Source organism: Bartonella senegalensis OS02 (assembly GCF_000312545.1).
Lineage (GTDB): Bacteria > Pseudomonadota > Alphaproteobacteria > Rhizobiales > Rhizobiaceae > Bartonella > Bartonella senegalensis.
Genome location: NZ_HE997541.1, coordinates 144,307 through 164,745 on the forward strand (window position 1 = coordinate 144,307; position 20,439 = coordinate 164,745).

Sequence of the window (20,439 nt, forward strand, 5' to 3'; positions counted from 1 at the left end):
GCAATTTTTCAAAATCCTAACCTCTCAATGCGCGATATTAAAGAGAAATTTATGGCACGTCAATTTATCTATCATATGGCTGGGCTTAACAAGACTTACGGCAATAAGAAAATTTTGGAAAATATCCATCTGTCTTTTTATCCAGATGCAAAAATTGGTATTTTGGGACCGAATGGTGCAGGTAAATCAACCATTTTACGTATTATGGCTGGAATAGATAAGGAGTATACCGGAGAAGCATGGCTTTCTGAAGGGGCGCGTTGTGGTTATCTTCCACAAGAGCCGCTTCTTGATGCTAGTAAAGATGTGCGTGGTAATGTGATGGAAGGTGTGGCCGATAAGCAGGCAATTGTCGAGCGTTATAATGAATTGATGATGAATTATAGTGAGGAAACGGCTGATGAAGGTGCTAGGCTACAGGATATCATCGACAGTCAGAATCTTTGGGATTTAGAAAGTCAAGTAGAAATGGCTATGGCAGCCCTTGGTTGTCCACCAGCAGATGAGGATGTAACAAAACTTTCAGGAGGTGAGAGGCGGCGTGTTGCGCTTTGCAAGTTACTTTTGTCTAAACCGGATTTATTGCTTTTGGATGAACCAACAAACCATTTGGATGCTGAAACTACAGCTTGGCTTGAAAGGCATCTGCGTGAATACTCCGGTGCGGTGCTTTTGGTGACGCATGACCGTTATTTTCTCGACAATGTAACGGGTTGGATTTTAGAGTTAGACCGCGGTAAAGGTATCCCTTACGAGGGGAATTATTCTGCTTATTTGGCAGCTAAAGCCAAACGTTTAGCACAGGAAGGGCGTGAGGAGGCTGCGCGTCAGCGTGCGTTGTCACGCGAACAGGAATGGATTGCTTCTAGCCCAAAGGGACGGCAAGCAAAGTCCAAAGCACGGATTAAAGCCTATGATGAGTTGGTTCAGGCTGCACGTGAACGCTGTCCTGGAGAGGCGCAGATTATTATTCCTATTGGTGAAAGATTGGGGCAGGTTGTCATTGAAGTTGATAATCTCTCTAAAGCGTATGGAGAGCGTGTCTTGATTGATGATCTCTCTTTCAAGCTTCCTGCTGGGGGCATTGTGGGAGTCATTGGTGCCAATGGTATGGGAAAATCCACCTTGTTTAAAATGTTGACGGGGCAGGAACAACCAGATTCCGGTCGAATCCGTATCGGGGAAACAGTTCACATGAGTTATGTTGATCAAAGTCGCGATTCATTGGCTGGTGATAAAACCGTTTGGGAGGAAATTTCTGGCGGTAATGATGTCATTAAATTAGGTAAACATGAAATGAACAGCCGCGCTTACTGCGGTGCGTTTAATTTTAAGGGTACAGATCAGCAGCAGAAGGTCGCGAATTTATCAGGAGGTCAGCGCAATCGTGTGCATTTGGCTAAGCTTTTAAAAGAGGGAGGGAATGTTCTGCTTCTTGATGAACCGACAAATGATCTGGATACTGAAACGTTGGGTGCCTTAGAGGATGCACTGGAGAATTTTGCTGGTTGCGCGGTGGTCATATCGCATGATCGTATGTTTCTTGATCGGTTGGCAACCCATATTTTGGCGTTTGAGGGTGATGGTCATGTGGAGTGGTTTGAAGGTAATTTTGCTGAATATGAAGCTGATAAAGTTCGTCGTTTCGGTGCAGATTCTCTCAATTCTAAGCGTGTCAATTATAAGCCGCTGACACGCTAGTATTGCTTGTTTTGTTGGATTTTGAGTGAAAAAATGGTGAGGTGACTGGTATTGTCCTTGTTTTTCGAAAGACAGTGCAGACATTTTGTTATTGTTATAGTGTGCGGTCTTATTGATCGCACCTAAAAGAGAAAGAGAGTCTAGAATTCTGATTATCTCCTTACGGAATATGTTATCATGTTCGATATGCTGATAACTTAGAGGTATAATTATTCCTCATCAGGTTAGAATGGAGACTTGTAAGTTTTCATATATAGTTTTGCGATTACAGTACCAGTATATTCGCTCTGATCGGCAGAAAGAGGGAGGGTACTATTTTTTTGGCAATGGTTTGTTTTTCGTAGTGTCAAAAAACACTATGAGTATGAGTGATGCAACTCTATGCCTTTTGCTTGATTTTCTATGAATAGGAGTAAATACTTATCTGAGCAGTAAGGGATTTTGATGAAAAAAATAATAAATTTAGATGAAATGATTATGCTGCTAAAAGTGATGGCAGAATCAAGTCGTTTGCGTCTTCTTGCACTTTTGTACCATAGAGATTTAACGGTATCAGACCTTACATTTGTTCTTGGACAGCCGCAATCACATGTATTACAGCATTTACGTTTGTTGTATGAAGCACAATTGATTGAGCCTTATCAGAAAGGTGGATCGATTTATTTTAAGCTTTGTCATGCGTGTTTGAGTAAAAATATTGTGCTGGTTGTTATTTCAACTTTGTTAGAGCATGATGTGATGGTCGCGCGCGATTGGACTCGTTTGAAGAATGATAGAAAAGAACAGCACCCAAAAAGCAGCAAGACGTCTTTTTTACAAAATGCGGTGCAGTGGGATGTATTAAGCTTTTCTTCTATTGCAGAGCACGGTTTAGAAAGCGCCTTACGTGAAATTATTGGCGATAAACCATTTGAGACAATGCTTGATATTGGTAGAGAGGGCTCTGTCTTGAAATTGTTTTCAGGTCTTTATACGCACGCAGTTGAAGTTGCCCTCGATAGCGAGGTTTTGCATTTATCGGTTGGGAATGCAACTTTTGATTTGGTCATTCTTCGTTGCGTTTTACATTTTTTTGAAAACCCCGAAATGGCTTTTCATGAGATTGCAGGTGTTTTGCGTCCTCATGGGCGTTTGCTGATTGTGGATTTTGTTCACTATGAAGCTCAATCTTCTCATTCTTACCACTCTCCTACGCCTTTTGGATTTTCCGATTTACAAATAGAACAATGGCTTAAAGATGCGGGGCTTCTTCTAGAGCAAATGATGTGCTTTCCTCCTTCGCACAGTGAAAACAATAAGAGTTTCGTGGTTAAGCTTTGGCTTGCTCGTGATCCACGTTTACTGGTTGATGATATAAAAGACAAAACAGTAGAGTTTGCATAAACATGTTGGTTAATGTGCTTTGTTTTTTGATTTTTTAAAGTGCAAAGAGAGAATTTTAATAAATCGTTGCAGTATTGTTGTTCGTTGCATTGCGCAGTATCTATGTGTACGAGAACGCTGATGTTTCGATATTTTTTATGTAACAAAGTATTTTTATAGAAGCAAAGTCGGTTATAGGATTACTATTGAATGCCTGTTGAAACTGCATGCGTTAAATTGATCGAGATATTGATTTATAAGGGTCGTGCATTGTTTTTTTATCTTTAAAGCAAGTGTATGAGTGGGCAGTGAAGAGTATGTTGTTCTGTGTGCATGAGTGATTCTGTTAAGAATCTGAAAAATAAAAGATCGGTATTACGTAATCTCCCTAAAGATAACATGGTAAAGCAATTGGGGATATGAAAATTTGCACTTTTCTCATTTTGCAGCACACTCTTTAGTAAGAGAGAGGGGGTGGAAATGGCTGCATTGGTTATTGTCTGTTATGGATAAGATGTTGCAATTTTTGATTAGTAATAAAGAGAGTTTTTCATCAACTTGAATGATGATCATGAGTGATTTGAAATAGATGCTAAACTCTGAACTTTCATAATAATTTATTGATTCAAATTCACAATCGTTCTTGTTTCAGTAGAGGCAATTTTACAAGATTTTTTATGATGATTCTTAAAAAATATCATGAAAACAGAAAAGAATGTCTCTTTTTCCTTTATTATCTTATTTAGACTAAGGTAGATTCATCATTTTGAGTATGCCAATTTATCTCCCCATCATATAGTTTTTTACAATTTCAAAGGGTTAAAAGATCTAAACTTTGATTTTTGTGATGATAGTTTTTGAATAAATGATCCTTGGTTTTTATGTTTTGTCTTTCATAGAGGGACACTTCTACAGCTGAGATTTTTTACAGACACGGGGCTTTGAGGAAAAATTATTCTGAAAATGATGAAGCTCTTGGATTCTATTCATAACCTTTGAAATAAAGTTGCCCCAAATTGGATCATTTTGAATATTTTTTGCCTAAATTTTTCCATTTTTAGACGGTTTATAATTTTTTTGTAGTTTTTTGTGTGAAAGATGATAAGAATTTCTTGTTGTTTAGAGCATTTTATTCCATAGCAGAGATATTGCATCGCCTGTGTTAATGGTTGATGCGAGAGGACGATCAGGGAACCTCCTCCCCCCCCCCGCGTGGATCCCTTAGATTGTCTGGCCTGGTTGAGGTTTTCCTCAGCCAGGCTTTTTGGGATTTAGTGTTAAGTTTTGATGAATAATGCATTGTAAAAATATGCTTTGTGAGTCTTTTTTTAGGTACAGGGAATGGAGTCTTCTCGGCACAGAGTCGTTATCGTTGTAATTTCCTTTTTGATTTTTGTCGCAGTTCTTTTTGTTTATTGGAAACCTTCTGTTTCTCACGTTCTCTTTAATCGGTCTCTTTCTTCTCATCAGGACAGCGTTACAGAAAAGGTTCTTCTAGAAAGGCTAGAAATTTCTTTTCCCGGTATTATAACGAAACTCTCTAAATTGAAACCTCAGCAACAAAAGCAATTGATTGAGCAAGTGCGTCGCGATATAGTTGCTGCTGCAGCAGCAAGCGGTCAGAGCAATGAACAGGCTCGCAAGCTTGGTGATACTGCTGCTATGGTTTTATCAAAAGCTGCTTCTCGTGCTGCTGTTGCTGATGCTTATTTTTAGTCATTTCTTTAAGAAATTGTGCATTTGTAGTTGATCTTATAAGGTTTTTTAGCGTTTTTCGTAGAGTTTTGCAAAACCTATAGAGGGGGAAGTAATGTCCAAATTTATTTCATCATTAGATAGAGAATGGTAAAGTCTTGAAGTTTTTTTGTGGGTTTTAGGATGCTTATTTCTTTTATGATTCCTCACAATTTGGTGTGGAGGTGAGAGAGTTTGATAAAATCATGGTTAGCGGACAAAATGTTTTAATGGAGATAAATACTATAAATTTCTATTGATGTGGTTTTGGGATTATTTGTACGCCTTTTTATAGATTTGTTCAAAAAACAGATGGAAATAATCGTTCAACTTTGCTATAGGCCAAAGAGAAGTGTGTTTGTACCTGTTTATGAGATCCCTCTCTATAATGGTTGTTTTTTCTGGATGATTTATTTGGCAGAGAATTTTTACAGTCATTGTTTATCAACTATAGGCCATAATTTATAGCGATTTTTATTCCAATTAGGTATTCTGAGGTATGTAAGGGTATTGCTTGCAAATCCTTCCAGTTTATGGTTTTTTTGTGATTATGGGATTGATCTCAATGAGCGCTTAATAATTGTATGTGAAAAATAGCAGAGGTATTTTAATACTGTTTTTATTTGCACAAAGTTGGGTTTTTGGTAGCTATCTCGACAAATAATGGAGTGTACTATTTTTTGAGAACGTTAAAGATTTTTTTATAGTTTGTTTATGTTTTGATATTCTATAAAATACAGAAATATATAATTTTTGTATTGAGTGATTTTCTTCCAATACTAAAATTTATCTTGAAATTATCTTAATATTTTCATTTTCAAGCCACTCTTTGGTTTTTTTTCTATGTACAATGCGCCCTCGCCAAGCCGTTGCGGCTAGGACTTAAGAATGTCTTAATGAAGAGAAAGAAAATGCAATTTTTAAAAATCCTTTTAAGTGCAGCATTTGCTGTATTTTTTGTGTTTGATATAAGTCTGGCTCATACCATGTTCAATGTTGCAGGAACAAATGAGGGCTCAGAGACTATTGCTTCTAAGATTCCTGTTCGTCCTTATGAGACTCTTATTGAGAAATTTGCGAATAAGTACAAGGTTCCTGTTAATTTGGCACATGCAGTTGTAAGGGTTGAAAGTGATTATAAGGCATGTACAAAGGGAGCTGCTGGCGAAATAGGTTTGATGCAAATTAAACCTTCTACTGCACGAGGATTGGGGTTTAAGGGATCGGCGCAAGATCTTTATGATCCTGCAACCAATCTTGAATATGGTATGCGTTATTTAGCGCGGGCCTATAAACTAAGTGCTGGCGATACGTGTGGCACAATCCTTAAATATAATGCAGGTCACGGGGCAAAAAAAATGAATTCCATTTCGGAAAAATATTGCTCAAAAGTGAAAACTTATCTGGCTTCTTTAAAATGAAGGTGCGCTTTGAAGGCAATGGATTTTCTCGGTTAGGTTTGTAAAATATTTTGCAGGACTCTTTTCACTTGAAGAAAAATGTTTTATAAGTAAGGCGTCAGTCGGCTGGGCAGCCGCGCTTGTCCAATGCCTAAAGGCGGCGAGTGAGGAAAGTCCGGGCTCCACGGAAAAACGGTGCCGGGTAACACCCGGCGGGGGCGACCCTAGGGAAAGTGCCACAGAAAGCAAACCGCCTATTTTTATAGGTAAGGGTGAAAGGGTGGAGTAAGAGCCCACCGCGCATTCAGTAATGAGTGTGGCAAGGTAAACCCCACCGGGAGCAAGACCAAATAGAAATGACGCGCAAGACTTAACTTGCAGCCGGTTTCCGGGCGAGTCATTCGGGTAGGTTGCACGAGGCGGATGGTAACATCCGTCCCAGATGAATGGTTGCCATGTAAAGTGTACACTTTACCATACAGAACCCGGCTTATAGGCCGACTGATTATAGTTTACAACGTTTATCGATTAATACAACATTTTATCATTGAATTGTATAAAATTGATGTTGCACGAGATTTTTTATAGAGTGTGTGTTTTTTAAAGTTTACACTCAAACAAAGCGTGCTTTTTAAATTATAACATTTTTTTAAATATAATGCGTTAGCATGTGTATCCGGTTAGCTTTAACTTCATTTCTTTTATTATGAGAGAGAGAAGAGTTAAGCTTTTAGAGATTTTGACATCAGTTGCCAGTGATGGTTCTTGATGTGAAAAAGTATAAATCAAGACGGATTATTTTGACAAAACAAGATCACAGAGCTGAACGCCATATTCCAGTGTTGTTACAGCCAGTTTTAACTGGGCTTATGCCATTGGTTGGGGCAAAAGTAATTGATGGTACCTTTGGTGCTGGGGGGTATACACGTGCTTTGTTATATGCGGGTGCACAGGTTATTGCTCTTGATCGTGATCCTTATGCTATTCGTGAGGGGCAGTCGCTTGTTGATGAATTTTTTCCACGATTTCGTTTGGTGCAAGGGGAGTTTTCACAGTTGGATCGCGTGGTTGAAGAGAAGGTGGATGCTGTTATTTTAGATATTGGTGTCTCTTCAATGCAGCTTGATGAAGCTGAAAGAGGGTTTTCTTTTCAAAAAGATGGCCCATTAGATATGCGAATGGCTCAGACTGGTTTTACTGCTGCTGATGTTGTGAATCGTTTAAAAGGTGATGAGTTAGCGCGAATCTTTAAAATATTAGGAGAGGAACGCTATGCAGGGCGAATTGCACGAATGATTGAAAAACGCCGCTCTCTTCAGCCATTTTTGCGTACAGGTGATCTTGCTCATGCCATTGAGGCATTGGTGGGGCGTAAAAACGGAGAGCGTATTCATCCTGCAACGCGGGTATTTCAGGCTCTTCGCATTTATGTAAACGATGAAATTGGTGAACTTGCGCGTGGCTTATTTGCTGCTGAACGTGTTTTGAAGCCAGGGGGTCGTTTGGGCATCGTGAGTTTTCATTCTCTTGAAGATCGTATGGTAAAGAGATTTTTTTCTGCTCGTTCAGGAGAGTGCGTGAGATCACGCTATCTTCCTGAAATAGAGATGGCTCCAGCAACATTTTTTCCTTTGTTTAAAGGGGGTATAACTGCAAATAAAGAGGAGTTGGAGCGAAATCCTCGTTCACGTTCTGCGAGGTTGCGTATTGGGGTACGTACTGAAGCGGAGTGTCTTGCTGAAGATATGAAATTGTTTGGCTTAGCAAAGATTGCCAGTTTTGAAGGTGGCAAAAAATGACAGTTTTCCGTACATTCGATATGATTTTAGTGATGATTATGATTTGTATGGCAGGTCTTACTTATAAGGTTAAATATGATGTCCAAAAACGAATGAGTGAAATTCGTCGTCTTGAACAAAAAATTGCTGCAGAAAAAAATACAGTGAGTTTGCTTCATGCTGAGTGGGCTGTGATGATAGAGCCTTCACGCATGCAAAAACTTGCAAAACGTTATCAAAAGGAGCTTGGTTTAGAGAGTATCCAGCCACGGCAAGTTGTAGAGTTTGACAGTCTTCCAGTCCGTGTATACGATCCAATTGAAGATGTGATTAAACAAAATCTTTTAGAGGAAGGAAAGGATATTTTAGCAAATAATCATATTTCTCAGGAGAATGCTGTTGTTCGAAAAGGTATGCGATGATGAAATCATACTTTCCATTCTCGCAGAAGAAAAAGCGCTTAAAAAAACAGTTCAATATTGATAATTTTCCTGTTCGTCCCTCGTATTCTGCTCGTCCACGCTTACTTTTTTCTTTGCTCTGTTTCCTTATTTTATATGGTGTTATGGGGGCTTGTCTTATTTCTTATGGGCTTGAGGGGGGACAGATTGAAGAAGCAAAAGGGCCAAGTGTTCTTCAATTAACTGCCAGGCCTGATATTCTTGATCGTAATGGTCGTTTATTGGCAACAGATATTAAAACCTATTCACTTTTTGCTGAACCACGACGTATTATTGATGTCGATGAAACAATAGAATTGCTCTCAACAGTGTTGCCAGATCTCAATTGGCAGGAAACTTATAAACGTCTTAAAAAAAAGTCTAGCTTTTCTTGGATTCAGCGTGGATTAACGCCAATGCAGAAAACGCAAATTATGGCTCTTGGTATTCCAGGAATTGGTTTTCGTACCGAAGTTCGTCGTTTTTATCCCAGTGGTGCTGTGCTTTCCCATATTCTTGGCATGGTTAATGTCGATAATCAGGGCATAGCGGGTATGGAAAAATATATCGATGATGCTGGTTTGAGTGATTTGCGTGCTGCTGGTCTTGCAACCGAAGAATCCTTAAAACCAGTGCGGCTTTCGATTGATGTGCGACTTCAGACAATTGTTCATGATGAACTTATGAAGGCAATGAAGCGTTATAAGGCAATTGCTGCAGGAGCTGTTATTTTAAATATCTACACAGGCGAAGTTTTGGCTATGGCATCACTCCCAGATTTTGATCCTGGAAATCCTGTTGATGCTTTGAAAAATGATCGCTTCAATCGGATGACTGCTGGAACTTTTGAAATGGGATCTATCATTAAAAGTTTTACAACTGCGATGGCACTTGATTCAGATATATTCCATTTAAATAGTGTCATTGATGCTTCAAAACCTCTTCAAGCAAGTAGAGGTTTTACTATTCATGATTTTCATGGGAAAAATCGTCCTCTAACGTTATGGGAGGTTTTTATTTATTCCTCTAACATTGGTTCTGCTAAGGAGGCAATGGCGGTAGGGATTGAGGGACATCGTACTTTTTTGAAACGCCTTGGTTTACTTGATCGAATGACAACAGAATTGCCTGAAGTTGCGTATCCTCTCGTGCCAAATCATTGGAAGGATATCCATTCTATGACGATTTCTTTTGGACATGGTATGGCAACAACGCCCTTGCAAACAGCGGTCGCTGGTGCTGCTTTAATGAATGATGGTTGGTTAATTGCTCCTACATTCTTAAAACGCACAAAAGACCAAGCTTCGCAACATGCAAAACATGTTCTACAGGCTAAAACGAGCCAAAATATGCGTTATCTTTATAAGTTAAATAGCGATATTGGTTCTGGGCGTAATGCAAAAGTAGAAGGGTATCGTGTTGGTGGTAAGACAGGAACAGCTGAAAAAGTTGAAAATGGAAAATATTCTAAAACAAAAAATTTCAATAGTTTTCTCGCTGCTTTTCCCATTGATGATCCTGCTTATGTTGTTTTAACAATTATCGACGAACCTCAGCCTGAAGAGGGGCAGCATTCAGCAACAGCAGCAATGAATGCAGGGCCTATGCTTGCTAATATTATTCGCCGTTCCGCAAGTTTTCTTGGAATAAAACCAGATTTTCAGAAAGAATATGAGTCTCTTTTAAGCACAAAGGACAGTTCAACTTTCGTTAAAAAACGGTGAAACTTATATAAAGGTGCGTTGTCATGTTGTTTGGAACAGTTTTTACAGAATGTTTTGAAGATGAGAAGCTTTCTTCAATAGAAATAACAGGAATTAGTGCAGATTCTCGGCAAATTTTGCCAGGCTATGTTTTTGTAGCTCTTCAAGGTTATCAAGATGATGGGAGACATTATATCAATGATGCGATAAAACGTGGTGCAAAAGCAATCGTTACAGATTGTAATATTGTTCTGGACAATTTTTCTGTTCCCCTTTTGCGTGTTTTGGATGCTCGTCATAGTTTAGCGGTTGCAGCTGCCCGTTTTTATGGTTCTCAACCTGAAACTGTCGTTGCTGTGACAGGGACAAGTGGAAAAACATCCGTTGTCTCTTTTGTTCGGCAAATTTGGACTCATGTTGGATTATCTGCTGCGAGTATAGGAACGGTCGGTGTTATTTCTCCTAAACGGAATGATTATGGTTCTCTTACAACACCTGATCCGGTCATTTTGCAGCGCCTTCTTTGTGAAATTGCTAATGAGGGTGTTACGCATGCCGCTCTCGAAGCATCTTCGCATGGGCTTGATCAATGTCGACTTGATGGAGTCCGTCTTACTGCTGCTGCCTTTACCAATTTGGGGCGTGATCATTTGGATTATCACAAGAGCGTAGAGGATTATCTGCGTGCTAAAATGAGATTATTTGATACGCTTTTACCCCAAGATGCTTCTGCTTTGGTTTTTGCAGATGATGTTTATTCGCAAAAGGTTATTGATATTATTACACAAACGGGGCGTCATGTTTTAACAATTGGCCGTAAAGGGCAATTTATCACTCTTAATCGGATTGAGCATCAACGTTTGAAACAGTGTGTTGAATGTCGTTTGGAAAACAATATCTATACATTTGATTTGCCTTTAGCTGGAGATTTTCAAGTGAACAATGCACTTATGGCGGCGGGACTTGCAATTGCAACAGGTGTATCGCCTGATAAGGTGTTTCGTTCTCTTGAAACTTTGCAGGGAGCACCTGGTCGTTTAGAGTTGATTGGAAAGACAGAAAATAATGCTCCTGTTTATATAGACTATGCCCATAAACCAGAAGCTTTGGAGCAGGTGTTGCTTTCTGTTCGTCCCTTTACGCAAGGGCGTTTAATCCTTGTTTTTGGTTGTGGAGGAGATCGCGATCAAGGAAAAAGACCTTTAATGGGAAAAATTGCAGAAAATAAAGCTGATATTGTGATTGTAACGGATGATAATCCTCGCACGGAAATGCCAGCAAAAATACGCAAGGATATTTTGCAAGCAGTGCCAAAAGCCATCGAAATAGCAGATCGTGGTGAGGCTATTAGTTATGCAGTTGGGCTTTTAAACGCAGGGGATACATTAATCATTGCTGGAAAAGGTCATGAGAATGGTCAAATTATAGGGCAAAAAACATATCCTTTTTCAGATCGTTTGAAAGCGATTGAAGCTTTGCAGGAACGGATTCAATGAAAGCTTTATGGGATAAACAAGCACTTATTGCAGCAATTGAGGGTTATGCAATTGGCGATATACCGGAAACTTTTTCCGGTATATCTATTGATAGTCGTACTCTTATAGACGGTGATATTTTTTTCTGTATTAAAGGACATCATCTTGATGGTCATGATTTTGCGGCGCAAGCTTATGAACAAGGTGCAGGCGTTCTTATTGTTGCGGAAAACCGTTTGACTGATATGGAAAAAATATCCGCTCCACTTATTGTTGTTCCTGATGTTTTACAAGCCCTGGAAAAACTTGGAAAAGCTGCGCGCACGCGCTCAAAAGCTAAAATTATAGCGGTAACAGGATCGGTGGGAAAAACAACGACCAAAGAAGTTCTTAAACAAGTGTTGGCAACTATTGGGAAGGTTCACGCTAATTCTGCTTCTTTGAATAATCACTGGGGTGTGCCGCTTACCTTGGCGCGAATGCCTGTAGAGAGTGATTATGGTATCTTTGAAATTGGTATGAATCATAAAGATGAAATTCGCCCTTTGGTTAAGTTGGTCCATCCACATGTTGTTGTCATTACACATATTTCTGCGGCACATATGGGTTTCTTCAAAAATCTTGAAGAAATAGCAGATGCAAAAGCTGAAATTTTTGAAGGATTAGATGAGGAAGGTATTGCCGTTTTAAATGCGGATAATGATTTTTTTGCTTATTTAGTGCGAAAAGCAAAGCAATGTGGCGTGAAAAAAATCTTAAGCTTTGGTGAGACTAAGAATTCTGATTATCAAGCGAAAGAGATACGTCTTCTCACAGATTATTCTTCAATGGTTGTCTGTATTTTGGGGCAAGATAGGGCAATGAAAATTGGTGCTCCTGGACGGCATAGTGTACAAAACAGTTTAGCTGCAATTGCTGTTTGTGGAGCCCTTGGTGTTGATTTAGAGCCTATTTTACTTTCTTTGAGCTGTTTTTCTCTTCAAAAGGGGCGCGGTGTTCGTTACCGACTGTCTTTGCCAAGTGGGGGTGAATTTTGTTTAATTGATGAAAGCTATAATGCTAATCCTGAATCTATGCGTGCGGCTCTTGATCTGCTTGCTACAGGACCAGTCGGTGTGGAGGGAAGGCGAATTGCTGTTTTGGGTGATATGTTGGAGTTGGGGGCTTATAGTGAAAAATTCCATCGTGATTTAGTAGAGCCAGTGTATCTTTCTGGTGCTCATCCCGTTTTTTTATTTGGTGAGGCAATGAAGTTTTTAGCCACTGATCTGTCTGCATATGTTAAGGTTCATTATGCTGAAAATAGTGAAAAAATTTTACCACTTCTTTTGGAAGAAATTTCTAATGGAGACCTCCTTATGATTAAATCATCCCATAGTCTTTCTTCCTCAGATATTGTGAGGGCACTGCTTGATCACTATAAAGTGGCTTCTGTGTAGTTTTAATAGGTTTTTTTGTATCATGATGCTGTTTTTTCTTCGCTTAGTGATTGGCTCCCAGGCGTGGGTGTGTTTCGTTACATTACTTTTCGCACTATCGCAGCTGTGCTGACATCGGGGCTCATTGTCTTTTTGTTTGGTCCTAGCATTATTACTTCTCTTAAATTGCGACAGGGAAAAGGGCAGCCAATTCGTGCTGATGGTCCTCAAACACATTTTAAAAAGGCTGGAACGCCTACTATGGGTGGTTTGATGATTTTAACCGGCATTGTAGTATCAGCGCTCTTGTGGTGTAATTTATCGAATATTTATTTTTGGGTGTCCTTATTTGTTATGCTTTCTTTTGGGATGATTGGTTTTTACGATGATTATCTTAAGGTTACCAAACAAACGGAGAAAGGATTTTCCGGTAAAGCTCGGTTAAGTTTGGAGTTTTTGGTTGCGGCAATTGCTGCTTTGGTTTTTTACAAGTGGGTTCGCCTGGATTAGCTTTACCCTTTGTGAAAGATTACTTTATCAATTTGAGTTGGTTTTTCATTCCTTTTTCTGCTTTTGTTATTGTAGCCACTGGAAATGCGGTTAATTTGACTGATGGTCTTGATGGACTAGCTATTGTTCCTGTGATGGTTGCTGCTTTGTCTTTTGCTTTGATTGCTTACCTTTCTGGTAATATCAATTTTGCTGATTATCTTCAAATCCATTATGTATCGGGGACGGGTGAATTGGCTGTTTTATTGGGAGCTGTTGTTGGTGCGGGGCTTGGCTTTTTATGGTTTAATGCGCCGCCGGCTGCCATTTTTATGGGGGATACTGGTTCATTGGCGCTTGGAGGACTGTTGGGTAGTGTTGCTGTCGCAACTAAGCATGAAATTGTTTTGGCTCTTATTGGAGGACTTTTTGTGCTGGAAGGATTTTCGGTTGTTATCCAAGTCGGTTATTTTAAATTAACAAAAAAGCGTGTGTTCCTTATGGCACCGATACACCATCATTTTGAGAAAAAAGGCTGGACTGAAAGTCAAGTGGTGATACGCTTTTGGATTATTTCAATAGTTCTTGCTCTCATTGGTCTTTCAACACTTAAATTGCGGTGAAATTTTGATTTCTATTGCGTGTTATAAGGGGAAAAAAGTTGCTCTATTTGGATTAGGAAAATCCGGATTAGCTGCTGCGCAAGCTTTGATGTGTGGTGGTGCAGAGGTGGTCGCTTGGGATGATAATCCTTCAGGTGTAGAAGCGGCTCATCGAGAAAATATTCCAACAAGAAATCTTCGTCATGAAGATTGGTCAGAATTTGTTGCATTGATTCTCGCACCAGGCGTTCCTTTAACTTATCCTCAGCCGCATTGGGTTGTTGATAAGGCACATCAAGCAAATATAGAAATTATCGGTGATATTGAATTATTTGTGCGTGCGCGTAACCATTTTTTACAGCAGTATGGTTTTTGTGATGAAGATGTTCCGTTTATTGCTATTACCGGCACAAATGGAAAATCAACAACGACAGCTTTGCTTACTCACTTGTTGGAACAAATGGGTTATGATGTGCAGATGGGCGGAAATATTGGAACGGCAATATTGATGCTTAAGCCATTTGTGAAAAAACGTATTTATGTGATTGAATGTTCATCATTTCAAATTGATCTTACTCCCTCTCTTCAGCCTACCATTGGACTTTTGTTAAATTTAACACCTGATCATATTGATCGCCATGGGAGCTTTGCGCATTATGTGAGGGCTAAAAAGAATTTAGTGGCTGGGGCTTCACATGCTTTTATTTCGGTTGATGATGCAGCTTGTAAGGTTTTGTATCAACAATTGCTTGATGAAGGTCATCACGTTGTGGCAGTTTCCAAGGAACATTTTGTTGAAAATGGTTTTTACGCCGATGGAACTGAGCTCTTTTCTGTTTGCCAAGGGCAGCGTCATATGCTCGCAGATCTCTCGTCTATGGCTGCATTGCGCGGCAGTCATAATGCGCAAAATGCTCTGATGGCATTAGCAACATTGCAGGCTTTAAAAATAATTGATCCTCATATGAACAAGCATTTAGCAAGTTATCAAGGGTTGGCTCACCGTATGCAGCAGGTGCGTAAAATAGGATCAGTTTTGTTTATCAATGATAGCAAGGCTACCAATGCAGAGGCCTCTGCTCCCGCGCTTGCTGCTTTTCATGATATTTTTTGGATTGTTGGAGGGCAAGCGAAAGAAGCAGGAATTAATTCTCTTAGAGGATTTTTTCATAAAATTCGTAAGGCTTATTTGATTGGGACTGCGGCAGAAGAATTTTCTGGTGTTATTGGATCTTCTTTTCCTTTTTCGATGAGTTTAACTTTGGAAAATGCGGTGCATGAAGCTGCTGCTGATGCAATGCGTTGTAAGGTGAAAGAAGCTGTGGTCCTCTTTTCACCTGCTTGTGCAAGTTATGATCAATTTAAAAATTATGAAGTGCGCGGGGAAGCGTTTATTTCTTTTGTTATGCAGTTAAAAGAAACATAAATTATAAAAAATGTTTTTGCGTTAATATTCCGGAATCTTTTCTCATGTAATTCAGTTTTTGAAGTGTTTACTAAAAAAGTTGGGAACCATGTCACTTTGAGTGGAATTATGAAAAGGATAAGGTGAATATAATGGTTACGCGTGCGGATAGAGATCCGATTGCGAATTGGTGGTGGACAATTGATCGCTCTATCTTTGCGGCATGTTTGATTTTGATGGGGATTGGCATTATGCTATCTTTTGCGGCAAGCCCCACTATTGCAAAAAAAATCGGAATTGCAGATAGTTTTTATTTTGTTCGCTGGCATATTATTTTTAGTATTCCAGCATTTTTTACGATGGTTACGGTTTCTTTTTTTTCGCTGCGTAATATTCGCCGTTTATGCGCTCTTGTGTTAATTGCAACGGTTGTTCTTATGATCGCGACCTTATTCTTTGGTCCTGAGGTAAAGGGAGCACGGCGGTGGATTCCTCTGTTTGGTTTTTCTGTACAAGCTTCAGAGTTTATGAAACCAGCTTTTGTTGTTATTTCCGCTTGGCTTTTTTCAGAACAAATAAGGCGTAGGGGGATTCCCGGTTATACGCTTGCTACTGTACTTTATGCTTTTTGTTGTGTGCTTCTTGTTCTACAGCCTGATATTGGTCAAACGTTTTTAATCAGTGCAACATGGGGCGGTTTGTTTTTTGTTGCTGGTGTGTCTCTGAGCATTATTTTCTTATTTCTCATTTTAGGACTTGTAGGAATTGTTTTAGCATATCTTTTCCTTCACCATGTCCGAGAACGTATCAATGGTTTTTTGACAGGTGAAGGTGATACCTTTCAAGTGGATGTAGGACGTGAGGCTATTTTAAATGGTGGTTGGTTTGGACAAGGGCCGGGAGAGGGAACGGTGAAACGTATCATTCCTGATAGCCATACAGATTTTGTATTTTCTGTTGCTGCTGAAGAATATGGTATTATCCTCTGTCTTTTCATTATGATGCTTTTTGGCTTTATTGTTATGCGCTCATTTTATATAGCATTGAATACACGTGATTCCTTTATACGTCTCGGTATTACTGGCATGACGATGGTGATTGGCTTTCAATCAGCGATTAATATGGCCGTTAATCTTCATTTAATCCCTCCAAAAGGTATGACATTGCCGTTTATTTCTTATGGCGGTTCCTCTATGGTGGCGATTGCACTTTCAATGGGCATTTTGCTTAGTTTAACACGCCGCTGGCCGGAAGCACGCCTTTCAGCTTTTTCCTCTCCTTGTGTTTTGGATACTCCTTATGACTGATAGAAAAGTTGTTGTTTTGGCGGCTGGTGGGACAGGTGGGCATCTTTTTCCTGCAGAAGCTGTTGCTGTTGAATTAAGACAGCGTGGATATGATGTTCATTTGGTAACGGATGAAAGAGCACAACGTTTTGTACGCTGCTTTGATGAAGAGCATGTCCATATCATTTCATCGGCAACATTTACACGACGCCATCCTCTTGCCCTTATAAAAACATTTTGGATGTTGTTAAAAGGAATGGGACAATCTTTAGCACTTTTTTATAAATTGCGTCCTGTTCTTGTTGGTGGGTTTGGGGGATATCCTACCTTTCCTCCTCTTGTTGTTGCTGTCTTCATGAGGCGTGTAACATTTATTCATGAGCAAAATGCTGTTATGGGGCGTGCCAATCGGGCGTTGGCATCTTTTGTGTGTGCGATAGCAGGTGGTTTGTTGTCGCAAAATAATCGTCATGCTCATAAAACAGTTTTGACTGGCAATCCTGTGCGTGAGGTTGTTCTCAATGCAGCAGAAATCCCTTATTATCCTTCAGAGGGTGCAAAGCCGTTTCATTTCTTGATTTTTGGTGGTAGTCAGGGAGCCTCTTTTTTTTCACGAGTTGTCCCTGAGGCAATTGCTTTGCTTGATGAGAAAATACGTCAACGTTTGCGAATTGTTCAACAAGTTCGTGGTGATGCGGGAGAGTTAATAAAAATCTATCGCCAGATGGGGGTGCAAGCAGAAGTTGCTGCTTTTTTTGATGATATGGCTGAACGTATGGCATGGTCTCATTTTATTTTGTCACGTGCTGGTGCTTCATCCGTTTGTGAAATCGCCGTGATTGGTCGACCTGCTTTGCTTGTTCCCTATCCGCATGCTTTAGATCACGATCAGGCAGCGAATGCAGCACTGCTTGTTCATGTGGGAGGGGCTCAAATTATATCGGAACAAGATTTGACCGCACAAAGACTTGCTTTTCTCTTAACTGAAGCCTGTTGTGCACCGCACTTATTGGAAAAACAAGCGCTTGCTGCAAAAAAAGTGGGGCAACCTTATGCAACCTGTCATCTTGCTGATATGGCTGAAGCGCTGATTATGGGGCGATCTCTGTCAGATATAAAGGAGGAGTTTTTTGATGAAAATGCCGCTTAATATAGGCGTTATCCACTTTGTCGGAATTGGGGGTATTGGGATGAGTGGAATTGCCGAGGTTTTTCATAATCTTGGCTATCAAGTTCAAGGATCTGATCAAATTGATAGCGCTAATGTTAAACGTTTACAGAATAAAGGAATTAACGTTCATATAGGGCATCATGCTGAAAATTTAGGAGACGCAGAGTTTGTTGTTTTTTCTACTGCTATAAAAAAGACAAATCCTGAATATATTGCTGCAAAAGAACGGCATTTGCCACTTGTGAAACGTGCTGAAATGCTGGCAGAGCTGATGCGTTTTCGTCGAGCAATTGCTGTGGGTGGTACACATGGTAAAACAACAACGACATCAATGATTGCAGCACTTCTTGATGCCGGGAGTTTTGATCCGATGGTGATTAATGGTGGTATTATCAATGCTTATGGTACGAATGCTCGTATGGGGGAGGGTGATTGGATGGTGGTTGAGGCGGATGAAAGTGATGGTACTTTTTTAAAATTGCCTGCGGATATCGCTGTTGTTACCAATATCGATCATGAGCATTTAGACCATTACGGAAGTTTTTCTGCTGTGCGTGAGGCTTTTCGGCAATTTGTAGAGAATGTTCCTTTTTATGGTTTTGCTGTTTTGTGCCTTGATCATCCAGAGGTTCAGTCGTTGGCTAGTCGTATTGATGATCGTTGGGTGATTACTTATGGCGCAAATCCGCAAGCGGATGTTCGTTTTTTTAATCTTTCTATGGATGGTCAAAAAACCTATTTTGATGTCTTTATGCGCTCTCGGAAAACAGGTAGAGAGACTGAATTGAAAAATTTGGTTTTGCCAATGTCTGGGAAGCACAATGTTTCTAATGCAACTGCGGCTATAGCTATTGCTCATGAACTTGGCATTTCAAATGAGTCTATCAAAAAGGGCTTAGCAGAATTTGGGGGAGTAAAACGGCGTTTTACGCAAACAGGAAGTTGGCGAGGCGTTGAAATATTCGATGATTATGGACATCACCCTGTCGAAATAAAAGCTGTTTTATGTGCAGCGCGAGAGAGTGCAAAAGGGCGTGTTATAGCTATTGCACAACCGCATCGTTATTCCCGTTTGTATCATTTGTTTGATGATTTTGCGGCTTGTTTTAATGATGCAGATACAGTGTTAATTGCGCCGGTTTATGCAGCCGGTGAGGAGCCAATTGCTGGTTTTGGTGCTGGAGAATTGGTAGAACATATTCAAATGGCTGGTCATCGTGATGTGCGTTTGATTGATTGTTTGGAAGATGTTGTTTCGATTGTCTCTACATTTGCTAAGTCTGGTGATTATGTTGTTTTTCTTGGTGCTGGCAATATTACACAATGGGCTTGTGCTTTGCCTAACCAGTTAGCGGTATTTGATAACAATGATGAATTTTCAGCTGATTGATGGTGAATCGCTGTTGGCGCAATTACAACCGGTGTTAGGGAGTATAAAAGGAAAGCTTACGCCTAATATGGATATGCGCAAGGTGACGTGGTTTCGCACTGGGGGGTTGGCTGAACTTTTTTATCAGCCTACTGATGAGGAAGATTTAGCTTTTTTTCTGAAAAAATTGCCTGAATTTGTTCCTGTGACAATTGTGGGAATTGGTTCTAATCTTCTGGTACGGGATGGCGGAATTCCAGGTGTTGTTATTCGTCTTTCGGCTAAAGGGTTTGGGCAAGTCCAGCAGGTTTCTCCAACGGGCTTTTTGGTTGGTGCTGCTACGGCAGATAAACATTTAGCAGCGGCAGCTTTAGAAGCAGAGATTGCAGGTTTTCATTTTTATCACGGTATTCCAGGAGGTCTTGGAGGAGCACTCAAAATGAATGCAGGGGCTAATGGTATTGAGACAGCTGCGCGTGTTGTTGAGGTCTATGCACTTGATCGTAAAGGACAACATCATACCTTAAGTTTGGCAGATATGCATTATTCTTATCGTCATTGTACTGTTCCTGAAGATTTCATTTTTACTGCTGCTTTATTAGAGGGAAAGCCCGGCAGTAAAGACGATATTCGTGCTGCTATGGATGAAGTTGCTCTTCATCGGGAAAGGGTACAGCCTGTGCGTGAAAAGACAGGGGGATCAACTTTTCGAAATCCTCAAGATATTTCTGCGTGGCGTGTTATTGATGAAGCAGGGTGCCGCGGTCTGCGGATCGGTGGTGCTCAAATGAGTGAAATGCATTGTAATTTTATGATTAATACAGGGCAAGCAACTGGCTATGATCTTGAAGCATTGGGAGAAGCAGTACGTGCTCGTGTTTTTGCGCATTCTTCCCATCTCTTACAGTGGGAGATAGAGCGTATCGGTCAATTTGAACAAGGTCGTGTTGTCTCTTCTTTTGATCCGTTTCATTGATGAGTTCAGTGTAGTAAAAAATATCATAAAAAAAATGAGTCATTTCAAAGAGATAATAAAAAAATCTATTAAGAATCAATAAATTAACAAAGAAACACTTGCGTCATGCGTCTCAGTCTGATTCATTATG

14 protein-coding genes, 1 other RNA gene and 1 pseudogene are annotated in these 20,439 nt (G+C 40.0%); all 16 read left to right on the forward strand.

Going from position 1 to position 20,439, the window contains the following annotated elements:
• Positions 1–51: 51 nt before the first annotated feature.
• The 16 genes and pseudogenes from ettA (at position 52) to murB (ending at position 20,309) form a co-directional block, all read left to right on the forward strand.
• Complete coding sequence (gene ettA / locus BN200_RS05135; protein WP_034989159.1) at positions 52–1,701, forward strand: energy-dependent translational throttle protein EttA; 1,650 nt, start codon at positions 52–54, stop codon at positions 1,699–1,701.
• A gap of 444 nt (positions 1,702–2,145) precedes the next feature.
• The gene (locus BN200_RS05140; RefSeq protein ID WP_019221470.1) at positions 2,146–3,084 is read left to right on the forward strand and encodes a methyltransferase domain-containing protein; all 939 of its coding nucleotides are present in this window, start codon (positions 2,146–2,148) and stop codon (positions 3,082–3,084) included.
• A gap of 1,320 nt (positions 3,085–4,404) precedes the next feature.
• A complete protein-coding gene (locus BN200_RS05145) occupies positions 4,405–4,779 on the forward strand; it encodes a hypothetical protein (protein WP_019221471.1) in 375 nt (124 codons plus the stop codon).
• Positions 4,780–5,708: 929 nt separating this feature from the next.
• On the forward strand, positions 5,709–6,218 hold the full coding sequence (locus BN200_RS05150; RefSeq protein ID WP_019221472.1) for a lytic transglycosylase domain-containing protein: 510 nt from the start codon (positions 5,709–5,711) through the stop codon (positions 6,216–6,218).
• 97 nt (positions 6,219–6,315) lie between these two features.
• Positions 6,316–6,706, forward strand: an RNA gene (gene rnpB, locus BN200_RS08565) — RNase P RNA component class A.
• Positions 6,707–6,997: 291 nt separating this feature from the next.
• On the forward strand, positions 6,998–7,996 hold the full coding sequence (gene rsmH / locus BN200_RS05155) for a 16S rRNA (cytosine(1402)-N(4))-methyltransferase RsmH (RefSeq protein ID WP_034989162.1): 999 nt from the start codon (positions 6,998–7,000) through the stop codon (positions 7,994–7,996).
• A complete protein-coding gene (gene ftsL / locus BN200_RS05160) occupies positions 7,993–8,397 on the forward strand; it encodes a cell division protein FtsL (protein WP_019221474.1) in 405 nt (134 codons plus the stop codon). Before rsmH ends, ftsL begins: the two co-directional genes overlap by 4 nt.
• Entirely contained in the window at positions 8,397–10,139 is a 1,743-nt protein-coding gene (locus BN200_RS05165; protein WP_034989164.1) for a peptidoglycan D,D-transpeptidase FtsI family protein, read from the forward strand. The genes ftsL and BN200_RS05165 overlap by 1 nt, the downstream gene beginning before the upstream one ends.
• 23 nt (positions 10,140–10,162) lie before the next feature.
• Complete coding sequence (locus BN200_RS05170; protein ID WP_019221476.1) at positions 10,163–11,614, forward strand: UDP-N-acetylmuramoyl-L-alanyl-D-glutamate--2,6-diaminopimelate ligase; 1,452 nt, start codon at positions 10,163–10,165, stop codon at positions 11,612–11,614.
• Positions 11,611–13,032: a UDP-N-acetylmuramoyl-tripeptide--D-alanyl-D-alanine ligase gene (locus tag BN200_RS05175; protein ID WP_019221477.1), complete on the forward strand. Its 1,422-nt coding sequence runs from the start codon at positions 11,611–11,613 to the stop codon at positions 13,030–13,032. The genes BN200_RS05170 and BN200_RS05175 overlap by 4 nt, the downstream gene beginning before the upstream one ends.
• 15 nt (positions 13,033–13,047) lie before the next feature.
• Positions 13,048–14,123 (forward strand): annotated as a pseudogene (mraY, locus tag BN200_RS05180) (phospho-N-acetylmuramoyl-pentapeptide-transferase).
• A 4-nt stretch (positions 14,124–14,127) separates the two neighbouring features.
• Complete coding sequence (murD, locus tag BN200_RS05185) at positions 14,128–15,528, forward strand: UDP-N-acetylmuramoyl-L-alanine--D-glutamate ligase (RefSeq protein WP_019221478.1); 1,401 nt, start codon at positions 14,128–14,130, stop codon at positions 15,526–15,528.
• A gap of 131 nt (positions 15,529–15,659) precedes the next feature.
• The gene (locus BN200_RS05190; RefSeq protein WP_019221479.1) at positions 15,660–16,814 is read left to right on the forward strand and encodes an FtsW/RodA/SpoVE family cell cycle protein; all 1,155 of its coding nucleotides are present in this window, start codon (positions 15,660–15,662) and stop codon (positions 16,812–16,814) included.
• Complete coding sequence (locus BN200_RS05195; protein WP_019221480.1) at positions 16,807–17,943, forward strand: UDP-N-acetylglucosamine--N-acetylmuramyl-(pentapeptide) pyrophosphoryl-undecaprenol N-acetylglucosamine transferase; 1,137 nt, start codon at positions 16,807–16,809, stop codon at positions 17,941–17,943. Before BN200_RS05190 ends, BN200_RS05195 begins: the two co-directional genes overlap by 8 nt.
• A complete protein-coding gene (murC, locus tag BN200_RS05200; RefSeq protein ID WP_019221481.1) occupies positions 17,927–19,354 on the forward strand; it encodes a UDP-N-acetylmuramate--L-alanine ligase in 1,428 nt (475 codons plus the stop codon). The genes BN200_RS05195 and murC overlap by 17 nt, the downstream gene beginning before the upstream one ends.
• Positions 19,332–20,309 carry a UDP-N-acetylmuramate dehydrogenase gene (gene murB, locus BN200_RS05205; protein WP_034989083.1) on the forward strand — a complete coding sequence of 326 codons (978 nt, stop codon included), beginning with the start codon at positions 19,332–19,334 and terminating at the stop codon, positions 20,307–20,309. Before murC ends, murB begins: the two co-directional genes overlap by 23 nt.
• Positions 20,310–20,439: the final 130 nt, after the last annotated feature.